Source organism: Roseococcus suduntuyensis (genome assembly GCF_014196305.1).
In the GTDB taxonomy this organism is placed as follows: Bacteria; Pseudomonadota; Alphaproteobacteria; order Acetobacterales; family Acetobacteraceae; genus Roseococcus; species Roseococcus suduntuyensis.
The window spans coordinates 15,025-32,744 of record NZ_JACIDJ010000006.1; the positions used below are offsets into that span (position 1 = coordinate 15,025).

General features: G+C 70.8%; 18 protein-coding genes. 9 read left to right on the forward strand and 9 right to left on the reverse strand.

Annotated elements, in window-relative coordinates; translation table 11 throughout:
* Nucleotides 1–13: 13 nt before the first annotated feature.
* Entirely contained in the window at nt 14–256 is a 243-nt protein-coding gene (gene thiS / locus GGQ83_RS15400; protein ID WP_184385606.1) for a sulfur carrier protein ThiS, read from the forward strand.
* A gap of 1 nt (nt 257) precedes the next feature.
* Nucleotides 258–1,049 (forward strand): thiazole synthase, encoded by a 792-nt coding sequence (locus tag GGQ83_RS15405; protein ID WP_184385608.1) that lies wholly within the window; start codon nt 258–260, stop codon nt 1,047–1,049.
* Nucleotides 1,050–1,052: 3 nt separating this feature from the next.
* On the opposite strand, the gene GGQ83_RS15410 is transcribed toward GGQ83_RS15405, so the two are convergent.
* Genes GGQ83_RS15410 through GGQ83_RS15420 form a run of 3 tightly spaced genes read right to left on the reverse strand, consistent with a single transcriptional unit; the run spans nt 1,053 to nt 3,892 of the window.
* The gene (locus tag GGQ83_RS15410) at nt 1,053–1,997 is read right to left on the reverse strand and encodes a Bug family tripartite tricarboxylate transporter substrate binding protein (protein WP_184385610.1); all 945 of its coding nucleotides are present in this window, start codon (nt 1,995–1,997) and stop codon (nt 1,053–1,055) included.
* Nucleotides 1,994–2,875 carry a class A beta-lactamase gene (bla, locus tag GGQ83_RS15415; RefSeq protein WP_184385612.1) on the reverse strand — a complete coding sequence of 294 codons (882 nt, stop codon included), beginning with the start codon at nt 2,873–2,875 and terminating at the stop codon, nt 1,994–1,996. The genes GGQ83_RS15410 and bla overlap by 4 nt, the downstream gene beginning before the upstream one ends.
* Nucleotides 2,876–2,935: 60 nt before the next feature.
* Nucleotides 2,936–3,892 carry a Bug family tripartite tricarboxylate transporter substrate binding protein gene (locus tag GGQ83_RS15420; RefSeq protein ID WP_184385614.1) on the reverse strand — a complete coding sequence of 319 codons (957 nt, stop codon included), beginning with the start codon at nt 3,890–3,892 and terminating at the stop codon, nt 2,936–2,938.
* A gap of 72 nt (nt 3,893–3,964) precedes the next feature.
* Between GGQ83_RS15420 and GGQ83_RS15425 the strand changes: the two genes are divergently transcribed.
* Nucleotides 3,965–5,251: a replication-associated recombination protein A gene (locus GGQ83_RS15425; RefSeq protein ID WP_184385616.1), complete on the forward strand. Its 1,287-nt coding sequence runs from the start codon at nt 3,965–3,967 to the stop codon at nt 5,249–5,251.
* Nucleotides 5,252–5,270: 19 nt separating this feature from the next.
* Here the strand turns inward: GGQ83_RS15425 and GGQ83_RS15430 are convergent, their stop codons facing one another.
* Entirely contained in the window at nt 5,271–6,782 is a 1,512-nt protein-coding gene (locus GGQ83_RS15430) for an aldehyde dehydrogenase family protein (protein WP_184385618.1), read from the reverse strand.
* 101 nt (nt 6,783–6,883) lie between these two features.
* Between GGQ83_RS15430 and GGQ83_RS15435 the strand changes: the two genes are divergently transcribed.
* From GGQ83_RS15435 to GGQ83_RS15460, 6 genes are all read left to right on the forward strand, one after another.
* Entirely contained in the window at nt 6,884–7,387 is a 504-nt protein-coding gene (locus tag GGQ83_RS15435; RefSeq protein WP_184385620.1) for a pyridoxamine 5'-phosphate oxidase family protein, read from the forward strand.
* Between the two features lie 183 nt (nt 7,388–7,570).
* Nucleotides 7,571–8,122, forward strand: coding sequence for a P-loop NTPase family protein (locus GGQ83_RS15440; RefSeq protein WP_184385622.1), 552 nt, complete (start codon nt 7,571–7,573; stop codon nt 8,120–8,122).
* Nucleotides 8,119–9,324: a CaiB/BaiF CoA transferase family protein gene (locus tag GGQ83_RS15445; protein ID WP_184385624.1), complete on the forward strand. Its 1,206-nt coding sequence runs from the start codon at nt 8,119–8,121 to the stop codon at nt 9,322–9,324. Before GGQ83_RS15440 ends, GGQ83_RS15445 begins: the two co-directional genes overlap by 4 nt.
* Nucleotides 9,321–10,169, forward strand: a complete 849-nt coding sequence (locus GGQ83_RS15450; protein ID WP_184385626.1) for an alpha/beta fold hydrolase — start codon at nt 9,321–9,323, stop codon at nt 10,167–10,169. The genes GGQ83_RS15445 and GGQ83_RS15450 overlap by 4 nt, the downstream gene beginning before the upstream one ends.
* Before the next feature lie 130 nt (nt 10,170–10,299).
* Nucleotides 10,300–11,628 carry an NAD(P)/FAD-dependent oxidoreductase gene (locus GGQ83_RS15455; RefSeq protein ID WP_184385628.1) on the forward strand — a complete coding sequence of 443 codons (1,329 nt, stop codon included), beginning with the start codon at nt 10,300–10,302 and terminating at the stop codon, nt 11,626–11,628.
* A gap of 16 nt (nt 11,629–11,644) precedes the next feature.
* Nucleotides 11,645–11,992, forward strand: a complete 348-nt coding sequence (locus tag GGQ83_RS15460) for a DUF5368 domain-containing protein (protein ID WP_184385630.1) — start codon at nt 11,645–11,647, stop codon at nt 11,990–11,992.
* Between the two features lie 59 nt (nt 11,993–12,051).
* Here GGQ83_RS15460 and hemB read toward each other — a convergent pair whose 3' ends face one another.
* The 5 genes from hemB to GGQ83_RS15485 all read right to left on the reverse strand — a co-directional run bounded on the left by hemB (nt 12,052) and on the right by GGQ83_RS15485 (nt 17,663).
* Nucleotides 12,052–13,062, reverse strand: a complete 1,011-nt coding sequence (gene hemB, locus GGQ83_RS15465; protein WP_184386034.1) for a porphobilinogen synthase — start codon at nt 13,060–13,062, stop codon at nt 12,052–12,054.
* A 58-nt stretch (nt 13,063–13,120) separates the two neighbouring features.
* Entirely contained in the window at nt 13,121–14,407 is a 1,287-nt protein-coding gene (locus GGQ83_RS15470) for an O-acetylhomoserine aminocarboxypropyltransferase/cysteine synthase family protein (protein ID WP_184385631.1), read from the reverse strand.
* Nucleotides 14,408–14,471: 64 nt separating this feature from the next.
* Complete coding sequence (locus GGQ83_RS15475; RefSeq protein WP_184385633.1) at nt 14,472–14,909, reverse strand: hypothetical protein; 438 nt, start codon at nt 14,907–14,909, stop codon at nt 14,472–14,474.
* A gap of 14 nt (nt 14,910–14,923) precedes the next feature.
* The gene (pyk, locus tag GGQ83_RS15480) at nt 14,924–16,360 is read right to left on the reverse strand and encodes a pyruvate kinase (RefSeq protein ID WP_184385635.1); all 1,437 of its coding nucleotides are present in this window, start codon (nt 16,358–16,360) and stop codon (nt 14,924–14,926) included.
* Nucleotides 16,361–16,370: 10 nt separating this feature from the next.
* Nucleotides 16,371–17,663, reverse strand: coding sequence for a glycerate kinase type-2 family protein (locus tag GGQ83_RS15485; protein ID WP_184385637.1), 1,293 nt, complete (start codon nt 17,661–17,663; stop codon nt 16,371–16,373).
* Nucleotides 17,664–17,720: the final 57 nt, after the last annotated feature.

Below are 17,720 nucleotides of genomic sequence, written 5' to 3' on the forward strand. Positions count from 1 at the left end.
CCATGTTCCCCCCATGACGGACACCTCCCTGGCCGGGACGCGCACGGCCCCCACCCTCCGCATCACGGTGAATGGCGAGGCCCTCTCGCTCGCCGCGGGCGTGAGCGTGGCCGGGCTGCTGGACCATCTGGGCCTGCCCCGCCGCAAGATCGCGGTGGAACGCAACCTCGAGATCGTCCCGCGCTCCCTCTACGACGAGACGTTGCTGAGCGACGGCGACCAGATCGAGATCGTCCATTTCATCGGGGGCGGCTGACATGAACGCGACCACCTTGGAGGATGACGGCTGGACCGTGGCCGGGCGGCGCTTCCGCTCGCGCCTCGTGGTCGGCACGGGGCGTTACAAGTCGCTGGAGGAGACGGCGGCCAGCATCGCCGCCAGCGGCGCCGAGATGGTGACCGTGGCCGTGCGCCGGGTGAACCTCAGCGACCCGAACGCCCCCATGCTGCAGGACTTCGTTCCGCCCACCCAATACACCTATCTGCCCAACACGGCCGGCTGCCACACCGCGCAGGACGCGGTGCGGACCCTGCGGCTGGCGCGCGAGGCCGGGGGCTGGAACCTGGTCAAGCTGGAGGTGCTGGGCCCGCCGCCCTTCCTCTACCCGGACATGGCCGCCACCTTCGAGGCCGCTTCTGCCCTGCTGGCCGACAATTTCGAGGTGATGGTCTATTGCGCCGACGACCCCGTGGCGGCCAAGCGCCTGGAGGAGATGGGCTGTGTCGCCATCATGCCGCTGGGTGCGCCCATCGGCTCCGGAATGGGGGTGGTGAACCCCTACATGATCCGCGCCATCAAGGCCCAGGCGAAGGTGCCCGTTCTGGTGGATGCGGGCATCGGCACGGCCAGCGAGGCCGCCTTCGCCATGGAGTTGGGTTGCGACGCGGTGCTGCTGAACAGCGCCATCGCCCATGCCCAGGACCCGGTGCGGATGGCCGCCGCCATGAAGCATGCGGTGATCGCGGGGCGCCATGCCTATCTCGCGGGGCGGATGCCGCGCGACTACCGGGCGGACCCGTCCAGCCCCACCACCGGGACCATTCGCTGAGCTTCAGTCCAGCCGGATGTCCTCCTCGGCGATGATCCGCGCCATCAGCGCGCGTTCCTCCGCCAGGAAGCCTGCGAGATGGGCCGGGCCGCGTGCTTCCGGCTGGAGGCCGATGGCGGCGAGGCGGGGAGCGATCTCCACCTCACCCATCGCTTCGGCGGCGGCCTCCGCCAGGCGCGCGATCGCCGCCTCCGGCGTGCCCGTCGGCACCAGCAGCGCCACCCAGTCGCCATGGGCGAAGCCGGGGAGGCCCTGTTCGGCGATGGTCTTCACCTCGGGCAGTGCGGCGGCGCGGGTGGCGGTGGAGACGCCCAGCGCCCGCAGCCGTCCATCCGCCAGCAGGGGCGCGGCCAAAGCGAGAGAGGTGAAGCCGAAGGGCACATCGCCCCGCAGCATCCCCTGCACCTGGTCCGCGCCACCGCGATAGGGAACATGCTCGCCCGCGACGCCCGCGCGGCGCAGCAGGGCGGCGGCGGCGATATGGGTGCGCGAGCCCACCCCCACGCTGCCATAGCGCGCATGGCGGGGGTCGGCCCGCAGCCGCTCGACGAGGGCCGGCAGGTCGCCCACGCCGAAGCCGGGGCGCGCCACCAGCAGCAAAGGCAGGGTGGCCAGTAGCGTCACCGGCGCCAGGTCCCGCGCATAGTCGAAGCCGAGGCCCCGCATCAGGGCCGGGTTCACCGCCTGGCCGCCGGAATCCAGCAGCAGGGTGCCGCCATCGGGGGCGGAATGCGCCACATGGCCCGAAGCCACGGCCCCGCCCGCGCCGCTGCGGTTCTCGGGCGTCACTAGCGCGCCGAGCCTCGCCGCCATGCGGGGTGCCAGCAGCCGGCCCAGGATGTCGGTGGAACCGCCGGGCGGGAAGGCGATGACGAGGCGGATCGTCGTGGGCTGCGCCTGCGCCACGGCCGGCAGCAGCGTCAGCGCCAGCAGCGCGCGGCGCCTCATGCGGTGGCGGCCACCACCGCCGCGCCCACTTCCGCCAGCGCCGCGTCGCGCGCCGCCATCGCGGCCGGGCCCTCGGTCAGGTAGGCGCTGACCAGAATGGGGGGCCGCCCGCCCGGCGGCCAGAGCAGGCCGATGACGGCGCGGCTGTTGAAGCCGCCCGCCCCGGTGCGGTCTCCCGCCGTCCAACCATCGGGCAGGCTTGCGCGCAGCAGCGGGCCGCCCGTGCGGTTCGCGCGCAACCAGGCCAGCAGCCGGGCGCGGCTGTCCTGCGAGAGCGCATCCCCCAGCGTCAGTGCCCGCATCGTGTCCAGCATGGCCAGCGGTGTGGTGGTGTCGCGCGGGTCGCCGGGGCGGCCTTCGTTGAGCGCGGTCTCGATCCTGTCCAGGCGAGATTGTGTGTCGCCGATGCCGCGCAGGAAGGCGGTCAGCGCCGCCGGGCCGCCCAGCGCGTCGAGCAGCAGGTTGGCGGCGGTGTTGTCGCTGATGGTCATGCAGGCCTCGGCCAGCGCCCCGACCGTCAGCCCCGGTCCGCCCGCCGCGCCTTCCGTGACCGGTGACCAGGTGACCAGCGCCTCCCGCCCGAAGGCGATGCGGCGGTCCAGGCTTTCCTGCCCCGCCTCCACCCGCGCCAGCACGGCTCCTGCCAGGGGCAACTTGAAGGTGCTGGTGAGGGGAAAGCGTTCCTCGCCCCGATGGGCGATGGTCCGCCCCGTGGCGAGGTCCAGCACCCCGGCGCCGAGCCTTCCGCCATGCCGCCGCTCGATGCGGGCGAAGGTCTCGGGCAGGGTGGCCCAGCCCTGGGCCAGGGCGGGGCGTATGGCCAAGGGGGCGGCCAGGGCCGTGGCCAGCCCCAGCCCCACGGTGCGTCGCGTGATCATGCGCCGGCCCATAGACCATCCGGCGCAAGGGCGTAATCGGCTATTCTTGCCGCCGACGCATCAGCCCTCGAGCCGGATGCCCTCGGCCTGGATCAGCGCGCCCATTTCCTCGCGCCGCTGGCGCAGGAAGGTGGCAAAGGCCTCCGGCCCATGCGCGGCGGGTTCCAGGCCGAGGCTGAGGAAGCGCTGCTGCAGTTCCGGGTCGTTCATCGCCGCCCGCACCGCGGAAGCCATGCGCGACACCGCTTCGCTTGGCGTGTTGGCCGGCGCGTAGATCGCGTGGAAGTCATAGATGGAGAAGCCCGCGAAGCCGCTTTCCGCCACGGTCGGCACATCCGGGTAGGCGCGCGCCCGCTGCGGCGTGGAGGCCACCAGCGGCCGGATCGCCCCGTCGCGGATCAGCCCCGCGATGGTCGGGATGGTGCTGAAGGTGGTGATGGTGTCGCCGCGGCGGATGGAGGTCAGCTGGTCCGCGCCCCCCCGATAGGGCACGTGCGTGGCCTGGAGCTGCGCCCGGCGCATCAGCAGCGCGCCCGCCAGGTGCGAGCCGGTGCCCACGCCCGAGCTGCCATAGCTGACCTGGCCCGGATTGGCGCGCGCATGGGCCACGAAGCCCTGGAAGTCGCGGATGGGGCTGTCCCCGCGCACGATCAGCAGCGCGGGCAGGATGGTGGCCTGCGTCACGGGCGCGAAGGCCGTCGCGTAGTCGAAGCCGAGGCCGCGCATGAGGTGCGGGTTGGTCGTGGCCCCGCCCGCGTCGAGGGCGAAGGTGCTGCCATCGGCCGGCGCGCTGGCCAGGGCCGCCATGGCCACCGCGCCATTGGCGCCGCCGCGATTGTCCACCACCACCGTATGGCCAAGATGCCGCTCGATCGCGGGCGCGATGATGCGGCCCAGGATGTCGGTGGACCCACCCGGCGGGAAGGTGACGAGAAGGCGGGTGACACGCTGCTGCGCGATGGCGGGCGCGGCGAGCAGGCCAGCGCCGGCGATGAGAAGGCCACGTTTCGTGGGCATCGGTTTCCTCCGGTGTTGATCGGCGTAGGATGCGCCGATGCCCGTCCTTCGCAAGCCTAGTCAGAGCTCACCATGAGCCTCTTCGCCGGCCAGGCGCCCCGGCCCCTCGCGGACCGGATGCGGCCAGCGCATCTGCATGAGGTGGTGGGGCAGGACCACCTGCTCGGGCCGGAGGGGCCGCTCGGGCGGATGGTGGCGGCGGGCGCGCTATCGTCGCTCATCCTCTGGGGGCCGCCGGGCACGGGCAAGACCACCATCGCGCGCCTGCTGGCCGAGGTGTCGGACCTGCATTTCGAGGCGATCAGCGCCATCCAGTCGGGCGTGGTGGAACTGCGCAAGATCTTCGAGGCGGCGCGGCGCCGGCGCGAAGGCGGGCAGGGCACGCTGCTGTTCTGCGACGAGATCCATCGCTTCAACCGCGCCCAGCAGGACGCCTTCCTGCCCGTGGTCGAGGACGGCACGGTGACGCTGGTCGGCGCGACAACGGAAAACCCCTCCTTCGAACTGAACGGCGCGCTGCTCTCGCGCTGCCGGGTGCTGGTGCTGCGGGCCCTGGACGAGGCGGCACTCGGCGCGCTGGTGGCGCGGGCGGAGGCGGCGCTGGGCGCACCGCTGCGCCTGACGGACGAAGCGCGTGCCGCCCTGCTTTCACTGGCCGGCGGCGATGGGCGCTACCTGCTGAACCTGGTGGAGCAGGTGGCCACCCTGCCGGGCGAGGAGGTGCTGGACCCGGCCGGCCTCGGCCGCGTGCTGCAACGCCGCATGGCCACCCACGACAAGGCGGGCGACGGCCATTACGACCTGCTGAGCGCCTTCCACAAATCCCTGCGCGGATCGGACGTGCAGGCCGCGCTGTATTACGCCGCGCGGATGATGGTGGGGGGCGAGGCGCCGGAGGTGGTGTTCCGCCGCCTGCTCTGCGCCGCCAGCGAGGATGTGGGCACGGCCGACCCCCAGGCCATGGTGCAGGTGATTTCCGCCTGGGACGCCTATGAGCGGGTGGGCTGGCCCGAGGCCAAGCTCTTCATGGCCCAGGCCATTACCTATGTGGCGACGGCGCCCAAGTCCAATGCGGCCTATATGGGCTTCACCCGGGCGCTCGCGGCCGCCGAGCGCAGCGCGCATCTGCCCCCGCCGCTGTCGGTGCTGAACGCGCCCACGAAGATGATGAAGGAGTTGGGCTACCACGCCGGCTACCAGTACGACCACGACGCGCCGGAAGCCTATGCCGGGCAGGATTTCCTGCCCGAAGCGCTGCGCGCCGAAATCTTCTTCACGCCGAACGAGCGCGGCTTCGAGCGGGAAATCCGCAAGCGCCTGGACTACTGGGCCGGGCTGAAGGCGCGGCGCGGCGGTTGAGGCCGCGCCGCACAGCCCATCAGGCCATGTTCACCATGATGGTCTTCTTGTGCGTGAAGTGCTCCAGCATGGCCTCCAGCGAGGCCTCCTTGCCGAGGCCCGAGGACTTTACGCCGCCATAGGAAAGGTTCGCCTGCACCACTAGGTTCTGGTTGATCTGCACAAGGCCCGCCTCCAGCCGGTGGGCCAGATCGAGGCCGACCTTGAGGTTGTTCGTCCAGAGGCTCGCCGCCAGCCCGTATTCGCTGTCATTGGCCTCGGCCAGCACGGCCTCGGCGTCGTCGAAGGGCTGGATGACGGTGACGGGGCCGAAGATCTCCTCGCGCACCAGGCGGGAATTGCCATCGAGGCCCGTGAAGATCACGGGGCGCAGGAACAGCCCCTTCTTCAGCGCGGGGTCGGTCGGCATGGCGCTGCACTCATGCGCCTTGGCGCCCGGCGTGCGCTTGCCTTCCTCGATGAAGCCCTGGACCTTCTCGAACTGGCCCTCGCTGATGATGGTGCCGATATCGGTCTTCTCGTCCAGCGGGTCGCCCATCACCATGGCGTCCACGGCCTTCTTCATCTCGGCCACGAAGGCTTCGAAGATGGGGCGCTCCACATAGATGCGGCTCGCCGCCGTGCAGCTCTGCCCCTGGCGGGTGAAGCGCATGGAGGTGATGGCGCCGGAGACGGTCTTCTCGAAATCGCAATCCGCGAAGACGATCATGGGCGACTTGCCGCCCAGCTCCAGCGTGACGGGCACCAGCTTGTCGGCCGCGGCCTTGGCCACGATCTTGCCGGTCTCGACGCTGCCGGTGAAGGTCACCTTCCGCACCTTCGGATGCGTGACCAGCGGCGCGCCGCATTCCGGCCCGAAGCCCGAGAGCATGTTGAAGCAGCCCGGCGGCAGGATGCGGTTCATCAGCTCGCAGATGCGCAGCACGGTCAGCGGCGCCTCCTCGGCCGACTTCACCACCACCGTGTTGCCGGCCACCAGCGCGGGCGCGATCTTCAGCGCCATCAGCAGCAGCGGCACGTTCCAGGGGATGATGGCGCCGACCACGCCCAGCGGCTCGCGCACCGTGACCGACAGCACGTTGGGGGCGAAGGGCACGCTCTCGCCCTTCAGCTCGGAACCCAGGCCGCCGAAGAACTCGAACACATCGGCCACCACGCCCGCTTCCACGCGGCTTTCGGTGCGAAGCGCCTTGCCGGTCTCGAGCGCGATCAGGCGCGAGAGTTCTTCCTGGTGCGCCTTCAGCAGGGCCGCGCATTGATGCACCAGGGCGCCGCGCTTGCGGGCCGGCACCTTGGCCCATTCCTTCTGGGCGCGGGCGGCATCCTGCACGGCGGCGTCCACATCGGCGGCGTCACCCTCGGCGGCGCGGGCCACTTCCTCGCCGGTCGCGGGGTTCACCACCGCGAAGGTCTTGCCGGAGCGGGCCGGCACATAGCGCCCGCCGATGAAGTGCAGCCCTGACAGCGCCTTGGCCAGAGCGCGGCAATCCGTGGTGGGGTCGGCCGGGGTGGGGTGCGGCGTGTCGAGCATGGGCGAAATCCTCCGTAGGGCGGCGACCATGCGACGGATGGGGGGCGCCGGGCAACCCTGGCGGGCCGCCGCCGTTGCTTGGTCAACAAAGGAGACCCCCGATGACCGAGCCCACCACCCCCGATGCCATGTCGCGCGAGAAGGCCCGCGCCCTGTTGGACGATATCCGCATCGTCATGCTGGTCACCCATTCGCCCGAGGGCGGGCTGCATTCCCGGCCCATGCAGATCGTGGGGCTGGAGGGCAGCACCATCTGGTTCTTCACCGATGTGGACAGCCCGAAATCCATGGAGATCGGGCGCGATCACGACGTGCTGGTCGCGGCCTCCTGCCCCGAGCGGAAGGAATACGTCTCGGTGGCCGGCACGGCCCGCGTGGTGCAGGACGTGGCGAAGCAGGCCGAGCTCTGGACCGAGGATGCCCGCCCCTGGTTCCCGGAAGGCGCCCGCAGCGAGGATCTGGCGCTGATCTCCGTCACCATGCGCTCGGCCGAATACTGGGACAGCAAGCCCACGGGCGGCTTCCTGGCCTTCAGCTACATCCAGGCGATGCACGAGGGCGAGGAAGGCGAGGCCCAGCACGGCAAGGCGAAGTTCGGGGGCTGATCGCCCCCCTCTTCAGCCGCGGGTGATGGAGAGCCCCGCGCTCTCCATCACGCCCCGCCAGGCGCGCTGCGCGCATCGCTGAGATCGCGGCCCGCGCCACCCGCGGGGCGCGCGCCAACACCTGCAAGCGCGGCTGATTTCGCACTTGCGCCCGCCATGCTGCGAGTGCGAAGGGGCCTTCCCATGGCGGGGGGCATCCACATCACCGGCGCGGCGGGGGCAGGGACCTCGACCCTGGGTGCGCGGCTCGCGCAGCGCCGGGGCTGGGCCTATGCCGAAACGGACGACGCGCTGTGGCTGCCCACCGAGCCACCCTATGAGGAGCTGCGCCCAGCGCCGGAGCGAATCCCCTTCCTTCGCACCCACATCCCGGAGGGCCAGCCCTATGTCCTGGCCGGCGCCATATTGGGCTGGGGCGAGGCGCTGACCCCGGAATTCCGCCTTGTGGTGTTTCTCGACACGCCGCGGGAGGTGCGGCTGGCGCGCCTCAGGCTGCGCGAGGCGGCGCGATTTGGCGCGGCGGTGGCGCCTGGCGGCGCACGGCGGGCGGAATATCTGGAATTCCTGGCCTGGGCCGCCTCCTATGACGCCGGCACCGAGCCGGGGCGCAGTCGGGCCCGGCATGAGGCCTGGTTCAGCACCCTCCCTTGCCCCCTGCTGCGCCTCGAAGGCACTCTGCCGCCGGATGAACTGGTGCGCCGCACGGATGCGGCGCTGGAGAAGATATTCGCATGACCACACCCTCCGGCCCGCTCAAGGGGCTTCGCGTGCTCGACCTCACCCGCGTCCTCGCGGGGCCCACCTGCACCCAGATGCTGGGCGACCTCGGCGCCGAGGTCATCAAGATCGAACGGCCCGAGGCGGGCGACGACACGCGCGGCTTCGCACCCCCCTTCTGGCCGGAGACGAAGGAGAGCGCCTATTTCCTCGGCGTGAACCGCAACAAGCTCTCGGTCACGGTGGACATCGCCAAGCCCGAGGGCCAGGCGCTGATCCACAAGCTGCTGGAGCATTGCGACATCCTGGCCGAGAACTTCAAGGTCGGCGCGCTGGCCAAGTATGGCCTGGGCTGGGAGCAGCTGAAGGAGAAGTATCCCCGCCTGATCTATTGCTCCATCACCGGCTTCGGCCAGACCGGCCCCTATGCGCCGCGCCCGGGCTATGACGCGCTGATCCAGGCGATGGGCGGTGTGATGTCCTTGACCGGCGAGCCGAACGGGTCGCCGCAGAAGGTGGGCGTGCCGGTGGCCGACCTGTTCGCCGGCCTTTATGGCTGCATCGGCATCCTGGCCGCGCTGAACCACCGCAACGCCACGGGCGAGGGCCAGCAGATCGACATCGGCATGCTGGACACGCATGTGGCCTGGCTGGCCAACCAGGGCATGAACTACATCGCGACCGGCGAGAACCCGCCGCGCCTGGGCAACCAGCACCCCAACATCAGCCCCTACCAGGAATTCCCGACCAAGGACGGCTACATGATCCTGGCCGTCGGCAACGACCCGACCTTCGAACGCTTCTGCAAGGCCTTCGGCCAGGAGGCGCTGCTGGCCGACCCGCGCTTCGCCACCAACCCCCAGCGCGTGGCCAACCGCGACCTGGTGACGCAGACGCTGACACCGCTCACCAAGTCCAAGACCACCACCGAGTGGGTGGAGGCGCTGGAGGCGCTGAAGATCGCCTGCGGGCCGATCAACACGCTGGAGCAGGTGTTCGCGGACCCGCACGTCCAGGCGCGGGGCATGCGGGTGAAGATGCCGCATGCCAGCGGGCAGGAGATCGAGGTGATCGCGAACCCCGTGAAGCTCTCGGCCACGCCGCCCGATTACCGCGTGCCGCCACCGGTGCTCGGCCAGCACACCGACAGCGTGCTGCGCGACCTGCTGGGCATGAGCGAGGCCGAGGTGGCGGCGCTGAAGGAGAAGGGCATCCTGTGACGCCGCGCACCGGCCAGCTCCGCGCCACGCTGCCGACCGGCCCCGTCACCCTGCGCTGGGTGGAATGGGGGCCGGTGGAGGGGCGGCCGGTGCTCTGCCTCCATGGGCTGACCCGCAACGGGCGCGACTTCGACGCGCTGGCCATGGTGCTGGCGGGGCAGGGACGGCGGGTGATCTGCCCCGACATGCCGGGCCGGGGCATGTCGGGCTGGCTGCCTACGCCCGCCTCCTATGCCGTGCCCACCTACATCGCCGTCCTGGCCCCGCTGCTGGAGGTGCTGGGCGAGGTGGATGTGGTGGGCACCTCCATGGGCGGGCTCATCGCCATGGGGCAATGCACGGTGCCGGGCGTCAGGCTGCGCCGGCTCGTGCTGAACGATGTCGGCCCCTACCTCTCCGGGGAGGGCACGGAACGGCTGCGTGACCATCTGGGCCAGGCGCCCGGCGAGTTCGCGGATGTCGCGGAATACGAAGCCTATCTCCGCAAAGCCAATGCAGGTTTCGGCGCGTTGACCGACGCGCAATGGGCGGCGATGGCGTGGCATGGGGCGCGGATGACGGCCGGCGGCCGTGTCGTGGCGCATTTCGACCCCGCCATCCTCGTGCCGCTCATGAAGCCCGCGCTGCCGAGCGTGGATCTCTGGCCGCTCTGGCCGATGGTCGCGAAGCGGCCGGTCCTGGTGCTGCGCGGCGAAGCGTCCGAGCTGCTGGCGCCCGAGGTCGCGGCGCGCATGGTCCAGAGCCCGGGCGTCCGGCTGGAAACCATCCCTGGCTGCGGCCATGCGCCGGCTTTGATGGACAGCGCGCAGACCGCCCTCGTGGCCGGGTTCCTGGCGCGGGCCTGAGGCCGCGCCACCAACCTCCCGTTTGATCCAGATCAAGGAACACCCCGCCCCCCTGTCCTATCTTGCCCGCATTATTAAGCATTACAAGATATATTAAGTATCTTAATAAATGCGGAATTCAGGAGGCGACATGTCAGGGCTGGAGCACACCCAACTTCGCGCAATCCTCGGTCGGCGTGGCCTGCTGCTCGGCGCGGGCGCCATGGCCGGGGTGGGCGCCGTGGCGCGCGCGCCCCAGGCGGCGGTCGCCACCTCGGCGAAAATCGTCATCATCGGGGCGGGTGCCGCCGGCCTCGCCACCGCCTCGCGCCTCGCCATGGGGCTGTCGGGGGCCAGCATCACGATGCTCGACAAGCGGCGGGAGCATCACTACCAGCCCGGCTACACCCTCGTGGCCGCGGGGCTGAAGAGCCCGGACTATGTGCTCTCCTCCACCCGCCAATGGGTGGCGCGCGGCGTGAACTGGGTGGAGGAGGCGGCGGCCGAGATCGACCCGGTGGGCAAGGTGGTCACCACCGATGCCGGGCAGCGCCTGCCCTACGACTTCCTGGTGGTGGCGACGGGCCTGACGCTCGATTACGGCGCCATCGAGGGCATGGATGTCTCCCGCATCGGCCAGAACGGGCTGGGCAGCGTCTATGCCGGCCCCGCCCAGGCCGCGGCCACCTGGCGCGCCATGTCGGACTTCGCGGACAAGGGCGGGCAGGGCGTGTTCCTGCGCCCGGCCACCGAGATGAAATGCGCCGGCGCGCCCTTGAAATACGCCTTCCTGACCGATGACTTCCTGCGCCGCCGCGGCAACAGGGGCCGCGCGGAACTCACCTACAACGCACAGAACCGCGTGCTGTTCAGCGTGCCCATCGTGGCCGAGCGCGTGCGGATGCTCTACGCCGAGCGCAACATCCGCGTGACGCATGACCATGTGCTGCGCAAGATCGACCTCGACCGCCGCATCGCGACCTTCCGTACGCCGGCTGGCGATGCCGAGCAGCGCTACGACTTCATCAACGTGATCCCCCCCATGCGCGCGCCGGAGGTGGTCCGCAACTCGCCGCTGCGCTGGCAGGCGGGCCCCTGGGCCGGTGATGGCTGGGCCGAGGTGGACCGCCACACCCTGCGACACGTCCGCTTCCCCGAGGTCTTCTGCGTGGGCGACGTGGCGGGCGTGCCCAAGGGCAAGACCGCGGCCAGCGTGAAGTGGCAGGTGCCGGTGGCGGTGGATCACCTCATCGCCACCATCCAGGGCCGCGAGAGCGCCGAGCACTACAATGGCTACACCTCCTGCCCGCTCATCACGCGGGTGGGCCGGGCGATGCTGGTGGAGTTCGACTACAACGACAACCTGGTGCCCTCCTTCCCCGGCGTGATCGCGCCGCTGGAGGAGCTCTGGATTTCCTGGATCATGAAGGAGGTGGGGCTGAAGCCCACCTATCTCGCCATGCTGCGCGGCCGCGCGTGAAGGAGGGGTTGAACCCATGAAGGAACTCGATCTCGCCACGCTGGTGGCCGTCTTCCAGGAAATGCTGGGCTGGACCTTCTGGCCGCTGGTGGCGCTGGCCGCCCTGGTCACGCTGGCCTTCCTGCGCGTGCTGCTGCGCGACCGTTCGCTCATTCCCCAGCGGCTTGTCTGGGCCGAGGCGCTGGGCGTCATGGGCGGTGTGGTGGCGGTGCTGGTGATGTTCACCGTGACCAGCTCGGGCTTCGCCGATCTGGGCGGGCCGATCGATTGGCTGCTGGTGCTGGCCATCTTCGGCTTCGGCACCGTGGGCACGGCGCTGGGGCTCTACGCGGCGCTCGGCCTGTTCCGGCGTAGCGTGGCGTAGCGTCTGATCGCCTCCGGTGGCAGCACCGGAGGCGTGAATCAGCTGCGCGGCTTGAGAGGTCAGCCCGCCTTGATCAGCCGCGCCGCCTGCACCGCGAAGTAGGTCAGGATGCCGTTGGCGCCGGCGCGCTTGAAGCACATCAGGCTTTCCATCATCGCGCGGTCATGGTCCAGCCAGCCGCGTTCCACCGCCGCCATCAGCATCGAATACTCGCCGCTCACCTGATAGACGAAGGTGGGCGCGCCGAATTCGCGCCGCACCCGGTGCACGACATCCAGGTAGGGCAGGCCGGGCTTCACCATCACCATGTCGGCCCCCTCCGCGAGGTCGAGCGCCACTTCGCGCAGCGCCTCGTCGGTGTTGGCGGGGTCCATCTGGTAGGTCTTCTTGTCCTTCGGCCCCGCGCGGTCCGGCCCGGTGAGCGAACCGATGGCGTCGCGGAAGGGCGCGTAGAAGCCGGATGCATACTTCGCCGCATAGGACATGATGCGCGTGCGCTGCAGCCCCTCGGCGTCCAGCGCGGCGCGGATGGTGCCGATGCGGCCGTCCATCATGTCGGAGGGCGCCACGATGTCCACGCCCGCCTTCGCGTAGTTCACCGACATGGTGACGAGGGCGGCGACACTCTCCTCATTGTCCACCTCGCCATTCCGCACCACGCCGTCATGGGCATGGGTGGTGTAGGTGTCGAGCGCCACGTCGCCGATGACGCCGAGGCCCGGATGCGCGGCCTTCAGCGCGCGCGCGGCGCGGCAGGTGAGGTTGTCGGGGTCGAGCGCGCCCGTGCCGTCCTCGTCGCGCGCCTCCATGGGGGTGTAGGGGAAGAGCGCGACCGCGGGGATGCCGAGCGAGGCGGCCTCGGCCACATGCTCCGCCACCACATCGGGGCTGACGCGCAGCACGCCCGGCATGGAGGGCACCTCGACCCGCTGGCCCGTGCCGTCCGTCAGGAAGATGGGCCAGATCAGGTCGCCCACGTGCAGGGCGTTCTCGGCCACCAGGGCGCGCGTCCAGGCGTCCTGGCGGTTGCGCCGCATGCGGGTGGTGGGAAAGGAACCGGCGTAGTGCATCACGCCTCCGATGGCTGGAGCGCCAGTAGGGCGCGGAAGGCTGAATCGGTGACGCACATCAGCTCAGCGCCTGCTCAAGGTCCGCGATGATGTCGTCAATGTGCTCGATTCCGATGGACAGGCGCACATAGCCCGGCGTCACCCCGCTCATCGCCTGCTCGCTCTCGTCGAGCTGGCTGTGGGTGGTGGTGGCGGGATGGATGGCCAGGCTGCGCGCATCGCCGATGTTCGCCACATGGTAGAACATCTTGAGCTTCTCGATGAAGGCCTGCCCCGCCTCCTTCCCGCCCGCCAGCTCGATGCCCATCAGGCTGCCCATGCCACCCTTGAGGTGGGTGTCGGCGCGCTTCCGCGCCTCGCCCTCGGCCAGGGAGGGGTGGATCACCTTCGTCACCTTGGGGTGGGCCGCAAGCCAGGCCGCCGCCTTGATGGCGTTGGCGCAATGCCGCTCCATCCGCAGCGGCAGCGTCTCCAGCCCCTGCAGGAACATGAAGGCGTTGAAGGGCGACATGGGCGCGCCGATGTCGCGCAGCAGGCAGGTCCGCATGCGCAGGATGTAGGCGATGGGGCCGAGTGGCTTGGCCGCCTGCGACCACACCGCGCCGTGATAGCTCGGGTCGGGCTTGTTCAGCGTGGGGAAGCGGTCGCCGCCGGCTTCCCAGTCGAAATTGCCGCCATCCACCACGATGCCGCCGATGGAGGTGCCATGCCCGCCGATCCACTTGGTGGTGGAGTGCATGACGATGGCCGCGCCGTGCTGGAAGGGCTTGCAGATGATGGGTGCGGCCGTGTTGTCCATGATCAGCGGCACGCCCAGCCGCCGGCCGATGGCCGCCACCTCCGCCATGGGAAACACCTGCAGCTTCGGGTTGGGCAGCGTCTCGGCGTAGTAGGCGCGGGTGCGGGCGTCGGTGGCGCGGGCGAAGCCCTCGGGGTCGGAGGGGTCCACGAAGCGGACCTCGATGCCGAACTGCTTCAGCGTGTTGGCGAAGAGGTTCCAGGTGCCGCCATAGAGGTCGGTGGAGGAGACGATGTTGTCGCCCGCCTCGCACAGGTTCATCACGCAGAAGGTCGTCGCCGCCTGGCCCGAACCCACGGCGAGCGCCGCGGCACCCCCCTCCATCGCCGCGATGCGCGTCTCCAGCGCGTCGCAGGTGGGGTTCATGATGCGGGTGTAGATGTTGCCCAGCTCCGCCAGGCCGAAGAGGCGCGCGGCGTGGCCCGTGTCCTGGAACTGGAAGCTGGTGGTCTGGTGGATGGGCACCGCGACGGAGCCGGTGTTCGGGTCCGCGCGGTGGCTGCCGCCATGCAGGGCGATGGTCTCGGGGTTGGTGTACTGGCTCATCCTGGCATCCCTCGCATTTGCGGCGAGGGTGCCATCAGTTGCGTGCCGGCGGAAGGGTTGGGCTTCAGGGCCGGGACGGGGCGGGGGCCTGGGTGCCGGGGGTGACGCCCGGGGTGATGCCCGGCGGCGGCGTCTCGGTGGCCGGCCGCAGCGTTTCGCTGCCATTGCCCTGGGCGCCCATCAGCGTCCAGCTGCCCTCCATCACGTCACCGTCGCGCAGCTCATAGATGCCCATGCCGGTCATGTTGCCGGCGGTGAAGGCGGTGGCGAAGGTGCGGCCGGAGACCATGCCCACCCCCTCGATCGTCTCGCGCCCGATGTTCCAGACCAGGTGGAAGCTTGTCAGCCCCACCTGCCGCAGTTCCAGCAACCCCCGGTATTCGGAGCCGTCGAGGTTGCGCCCCGTCACCTCATAGACGCCGCTGCGCTGGGCGGCGGCCGGGGCGGTGGCGGCCCAAAGCAGGGTGGGGGCCAGCAGCGCGGCCAGGAAAAGGCGCTTCATCGGGGCGGGTATCCTCATTTCACCAGGGCGACACGGAGGGAGTTGGTCGTCCCCGGGGTGCCGAAGGGAACGCCCGCGGTGACGACGATCTCCTCGCCCGTCCTCGCGAACCCCTCCTGCATGGCGGCCCGGGTGGCGCGCGCCACCATCTCCGTCATGGAGTGGATATCCTGGACCACGAGCGGATGCACCCCCCACACCACCGCCAGGCGCCGCGCCGATTCCATGCGGGGCGTCAGGCCCAGGATGGGACAGTCCGGCCGTTCCCGCGCCACCCGCAGGGTGGTGCTGGCGGTGGAGGTGAAGGTGGCCACCACCTGCGCGCCGATGGTGCGCGCCACCTGCGCCGCGGCGGCGGCAATGGCGCCCGCGCTGGTGCGCTCGGCCTCGGGGCGGCTCTGGTCGGTCTGGGCACGCCAGCCGGCATCCTGCTCGGTGCGGGCCACGATGCGGTCCATGATGGAGACGGCCTCCAGCGGGTATTGCCCCGCCGCCGTCTCGGCCGAGAGCATCACCGCATCCGCCCCGTCGAACACCGCCGTCGCCACGTCGCTGGCTTCGGCGCGGGTGGGGGAGGGGGCGGTGATCATGCTCTCCAGCATCTGCGTCGCCACCACCACGGGCTTGCCCAGCGCCCGGGCCGCGCGCACCAGCCGCTTCTGCACCAGCGGCACCTCCTCGGGCGGGAGTTCCACGCCGAGATCTCCGCGCGCCACCATCACCGCATCGGCCAGCGCCAGGATGCCGTCCATGTTCTCGACGGCCTGGGGCTTTTCCATCTTCACCATGATCCAGGCGCGGCCGGCGGCGATCTCCTGCGCCTCGGCCACATCCTCGGGGCGCTGCACGAAGCTGAGGCCCACATATTCGATGCCCAGCGGCAGCACGAAGTCGAGGTCGGCGCGGTCCTTGGCGGTCAGGGCCGGAATGGGCAGGGCCACGTCGGGCACGTTCACGCCCTTGCGGTCACTCAGCGGGCCGCCGACCACCACCTCGGTCTCCAGGTGGTCGCCCTCCACCTGGCGCGTCACGCGCAGCTTCAGCTTGCCATCGTCCAGCAACAGGCTGGTGCCGATCCGGGCCGCGGCGATGATCTCGGGGTGGGGCAATTGCGCCCGGCGCACATCGCCTGGCGTGGGGCTGAGGTCCAGGCGGAAGGGCTTGCCGGGCGTCAGCTGCACGCGGCCGGCGGCGAACTTGCCCACGCGCAGCTTGGGCCCCTGCACATCGGCCAGGATGCCGATGGGCCGACCCAGGCGCTTTTCCACGTCGCGGATCATCTCGATGCGCTGGGCGTGGTCCTCGTGGCTGCCATGGCTGAAATTCAGCCGGAACACGTCGGCGCCCGCGCGGAACAGCTTCTCGATCATCTCGACGGTGCTGCTCGCGGGGCCGAGGGTGGCGATGATCTTGGTGCGCCGGTGGCGCCGCATGGGAATGCGAGGGGGCATCGCGTCTCCTTCAGGCGCCGATCAGGATGGCGCGGACGTCGTTCACATTGGTGAGGGTGGGGCCGGTCAGCAGCGCGGTCCCGGCAGCCTCGAAGACGTCGAGGCTGCGATGCTCCTCCAGGCAGGCGCGCGGGTCGAGGCCTTTCTGGCGGGCGGCGGCGAGCGTGCCCGGCCCCGCGATGGCGCCGGCGGCCTCGGACCTTCCGTCAATCCCGTCGGTGTCGGCGGCCAGCGCCCAGGTGTTGGGCGCGCCGTTCAGCGTCAGCGCCATGGCGAGCAGGCAGGCGGTGTTGCGCCCGCCGCTGCCCTTCGTGCCGGGAGGGAGGGTGACGGTGGTCTCGCCGCCCGAGAGCAGCACGCAGGGCGCGGGCAGGGGGTGGCCATGGGCGGCCACGCTGCGCGCGATGCCGGCGAGCGCGGTGCCCACATGCCGCGCCTCGCCCTCCAGCGCTTCACCGAGGATGAGGGGGGTGAGGCCTTCCGCCCGCGCCGCCTCGGCCATGGCGCGCAGCGCCATCATGGGTGTGGCGATCATGCGGAATTCGGCGGTGGCGAGGCGCGGGTCGCCGGGCTTGGGGCTTTCCTCGGCGCCGGCGGCCAGGTGCGCCGCCACGGCCGGTGGCAATTCCATGCGGTGATGGGCCACCAGGGCGCGCGCCTCGGCGAAGGTGGTCGGGTCGGCGACGGTGGGGCCGGAGGCGATCACCTCCGGGTCATCCCCCGGCACGTCGGAGATGGCGAGCGTCACGACCCGCGCCGGATGCGCCGCCGCCGCCAGCCGCCCGCCCGAGAAGGCGGAGAGATGCTTGCGGATGGCATTCATGGCGTGGATGGAGGCGCCCGAGGCCAGCAGCGCCCGGTTGGTGGCGATCAGGTCCTCCAGCGTGAGCCCCTCCGCCGGCAGGGTGGCCAGCGCCGAACCTCCGCCCGAAATCAGGGCCAGCACCAGGTCGCGCTCGGTCAGGCCGTCCAGCATGGAAAGGATCTCGCCCGCCGCCGCGGCCCCCCCGGCATCGGGCACCGGATGGGCACCGAAGCGCAGCGCGATGCGCGACAGCGGCAGCCCCGCCCCGTGCGGCGCGATGACGAGGCCGGTCAGCGGCACATCGGCCCAGGCGGTTTCCACGGCCTGCGCCATCTTGGCCGCGGCCTTGCCGACGCCCACCACGATCACGCGGCCCTGGCGCGGGGGCTCCGGCAGATGGGCGGCCAGCACGGACAGCGGATCGGCCGCGCGCACGCCGGCCGCGAACATTGCCCGCAGCGCGGCCTCGGCCCGCGCATCATCCCAGCCGCCAGACATGCCTTGCCCTCCTCTTCCTGCCACTATGGACAAGGATGCGCGCCACGGCCACCGGGG

Coding starts and splice junctions, on each gene's coding strand:
- thiS (WP_184385606.1), top strand. CDS start 14: ATGACGGACACCTCCCTGGCCGGGACGCGCACGGCCCCCACCCTCCGC.
- GGQ83_RS15405 (WP_184385608.1), top strand. CDS start 258: ATGAACGCGACCACCTTGGAGGATGACGGCTGGACCGTGGCCGGGCGG.
- GGQ83_RS15410 (WP_184385610.1), bottom strand. CDS start 1,997: ATGAGGCGCCGCGCGCTGCTGGCGCTGACGCTGCTGCCGGCCGTGGCG.
- bla (WP_184385612.1), bottom strand. CDS start 2,875: ATGATCACGCGACGCACCGTGGGGCTGGGGCTGGCCACGGCCCTGGCC.
- GGQ83_RS15420 (WP_184385614.1), bottom strand. CDS start 3,892: ATGCCCACGAAACGTGGCCTTCTCATCGCCGGCGCTGGCCTGCTCGCC.
- GGQ83_RS15425 (WP_184385616.1), top strand. CDS start 3,965: ATGAGCCTCTTCGCCGGCCAGGCGCCCCGGCCCCTCGCGGACCGGATG.
- GGQ83_RS15430 (WP_184385618.1), bottom strand. CDS start 6,782: ATGCTCGACACGCCGCACCCCACCCCGGCCGACCCCACCACGGATTGC.
- GGQ83_RS15435 (WP_184385620.1), top strand. CDS start 6,884: ATGACCGAGCCCACCACCCCCGATGCCATGTCGCGCGAGAAGGCCCGC.
- GGQ83_RS15440 (WP_184385622.1), top strand. CDS start 7,571: ATGGCGGGGGGCATCCACATCACCGGCGCGGCGGGGGCAGGGACCTCG.
- GGQ83_RS15445 (WP_184385624.1), top strand. CDS start 8,119: ATGACCACACCCTCCGGCCCGCTCAAGGGGCTTCGCGTGCTCGACCTC.
- GGQ83_RS15455 (WP_184385628.1), top strand. CDS start 10,300: ATGTCAGGGCTGGAGCACACCCAACTTCGCGCAATCCTCGGTCGGCGT.
- GGQ83_RS15460 (WP_184385630.1), top strand. CDS start 11,645: ATGAAGGAACTCGATCTCGCCACGCTGGTGGCCGTCTTCCAGGAAATG.
- hemB (WP_184386034.1), bottom strand. CDS start 13,062: ATGCACTACGCCGGTTCCTTTCCCACCACCCGCATGCGGCGCAACCGC.
- GGQ83_RS15470 (WP_184385631.1), bottom strand. CDS start 14,407: ATGAGCCAGTACACCAACCCCGAGACCATCGCCCTGCATGGCGGCAGC.
- GGQ83_RS15475 (WP_184385633.1), bottom strand. CDS start 14,909: ATGAAGCGCCTTTTCCTGGCCGCGCTGCTGGCCCCCACCCTGCTTTGG.
- pyk (WP_184385635.1), bottom strand. CDS start 16,360: ATGCCCCCTCGCATTCCCATGCGGCGCCACCGGCGCACCAAGATCATC.
- GGQ83_RS15485 (WP_184385637.1), bottom strand. CDS start 17,663: ATGTCTGGCGGCTGGGATGATGCGCGGGCCGAGGCCGCGCTGCGGGCA.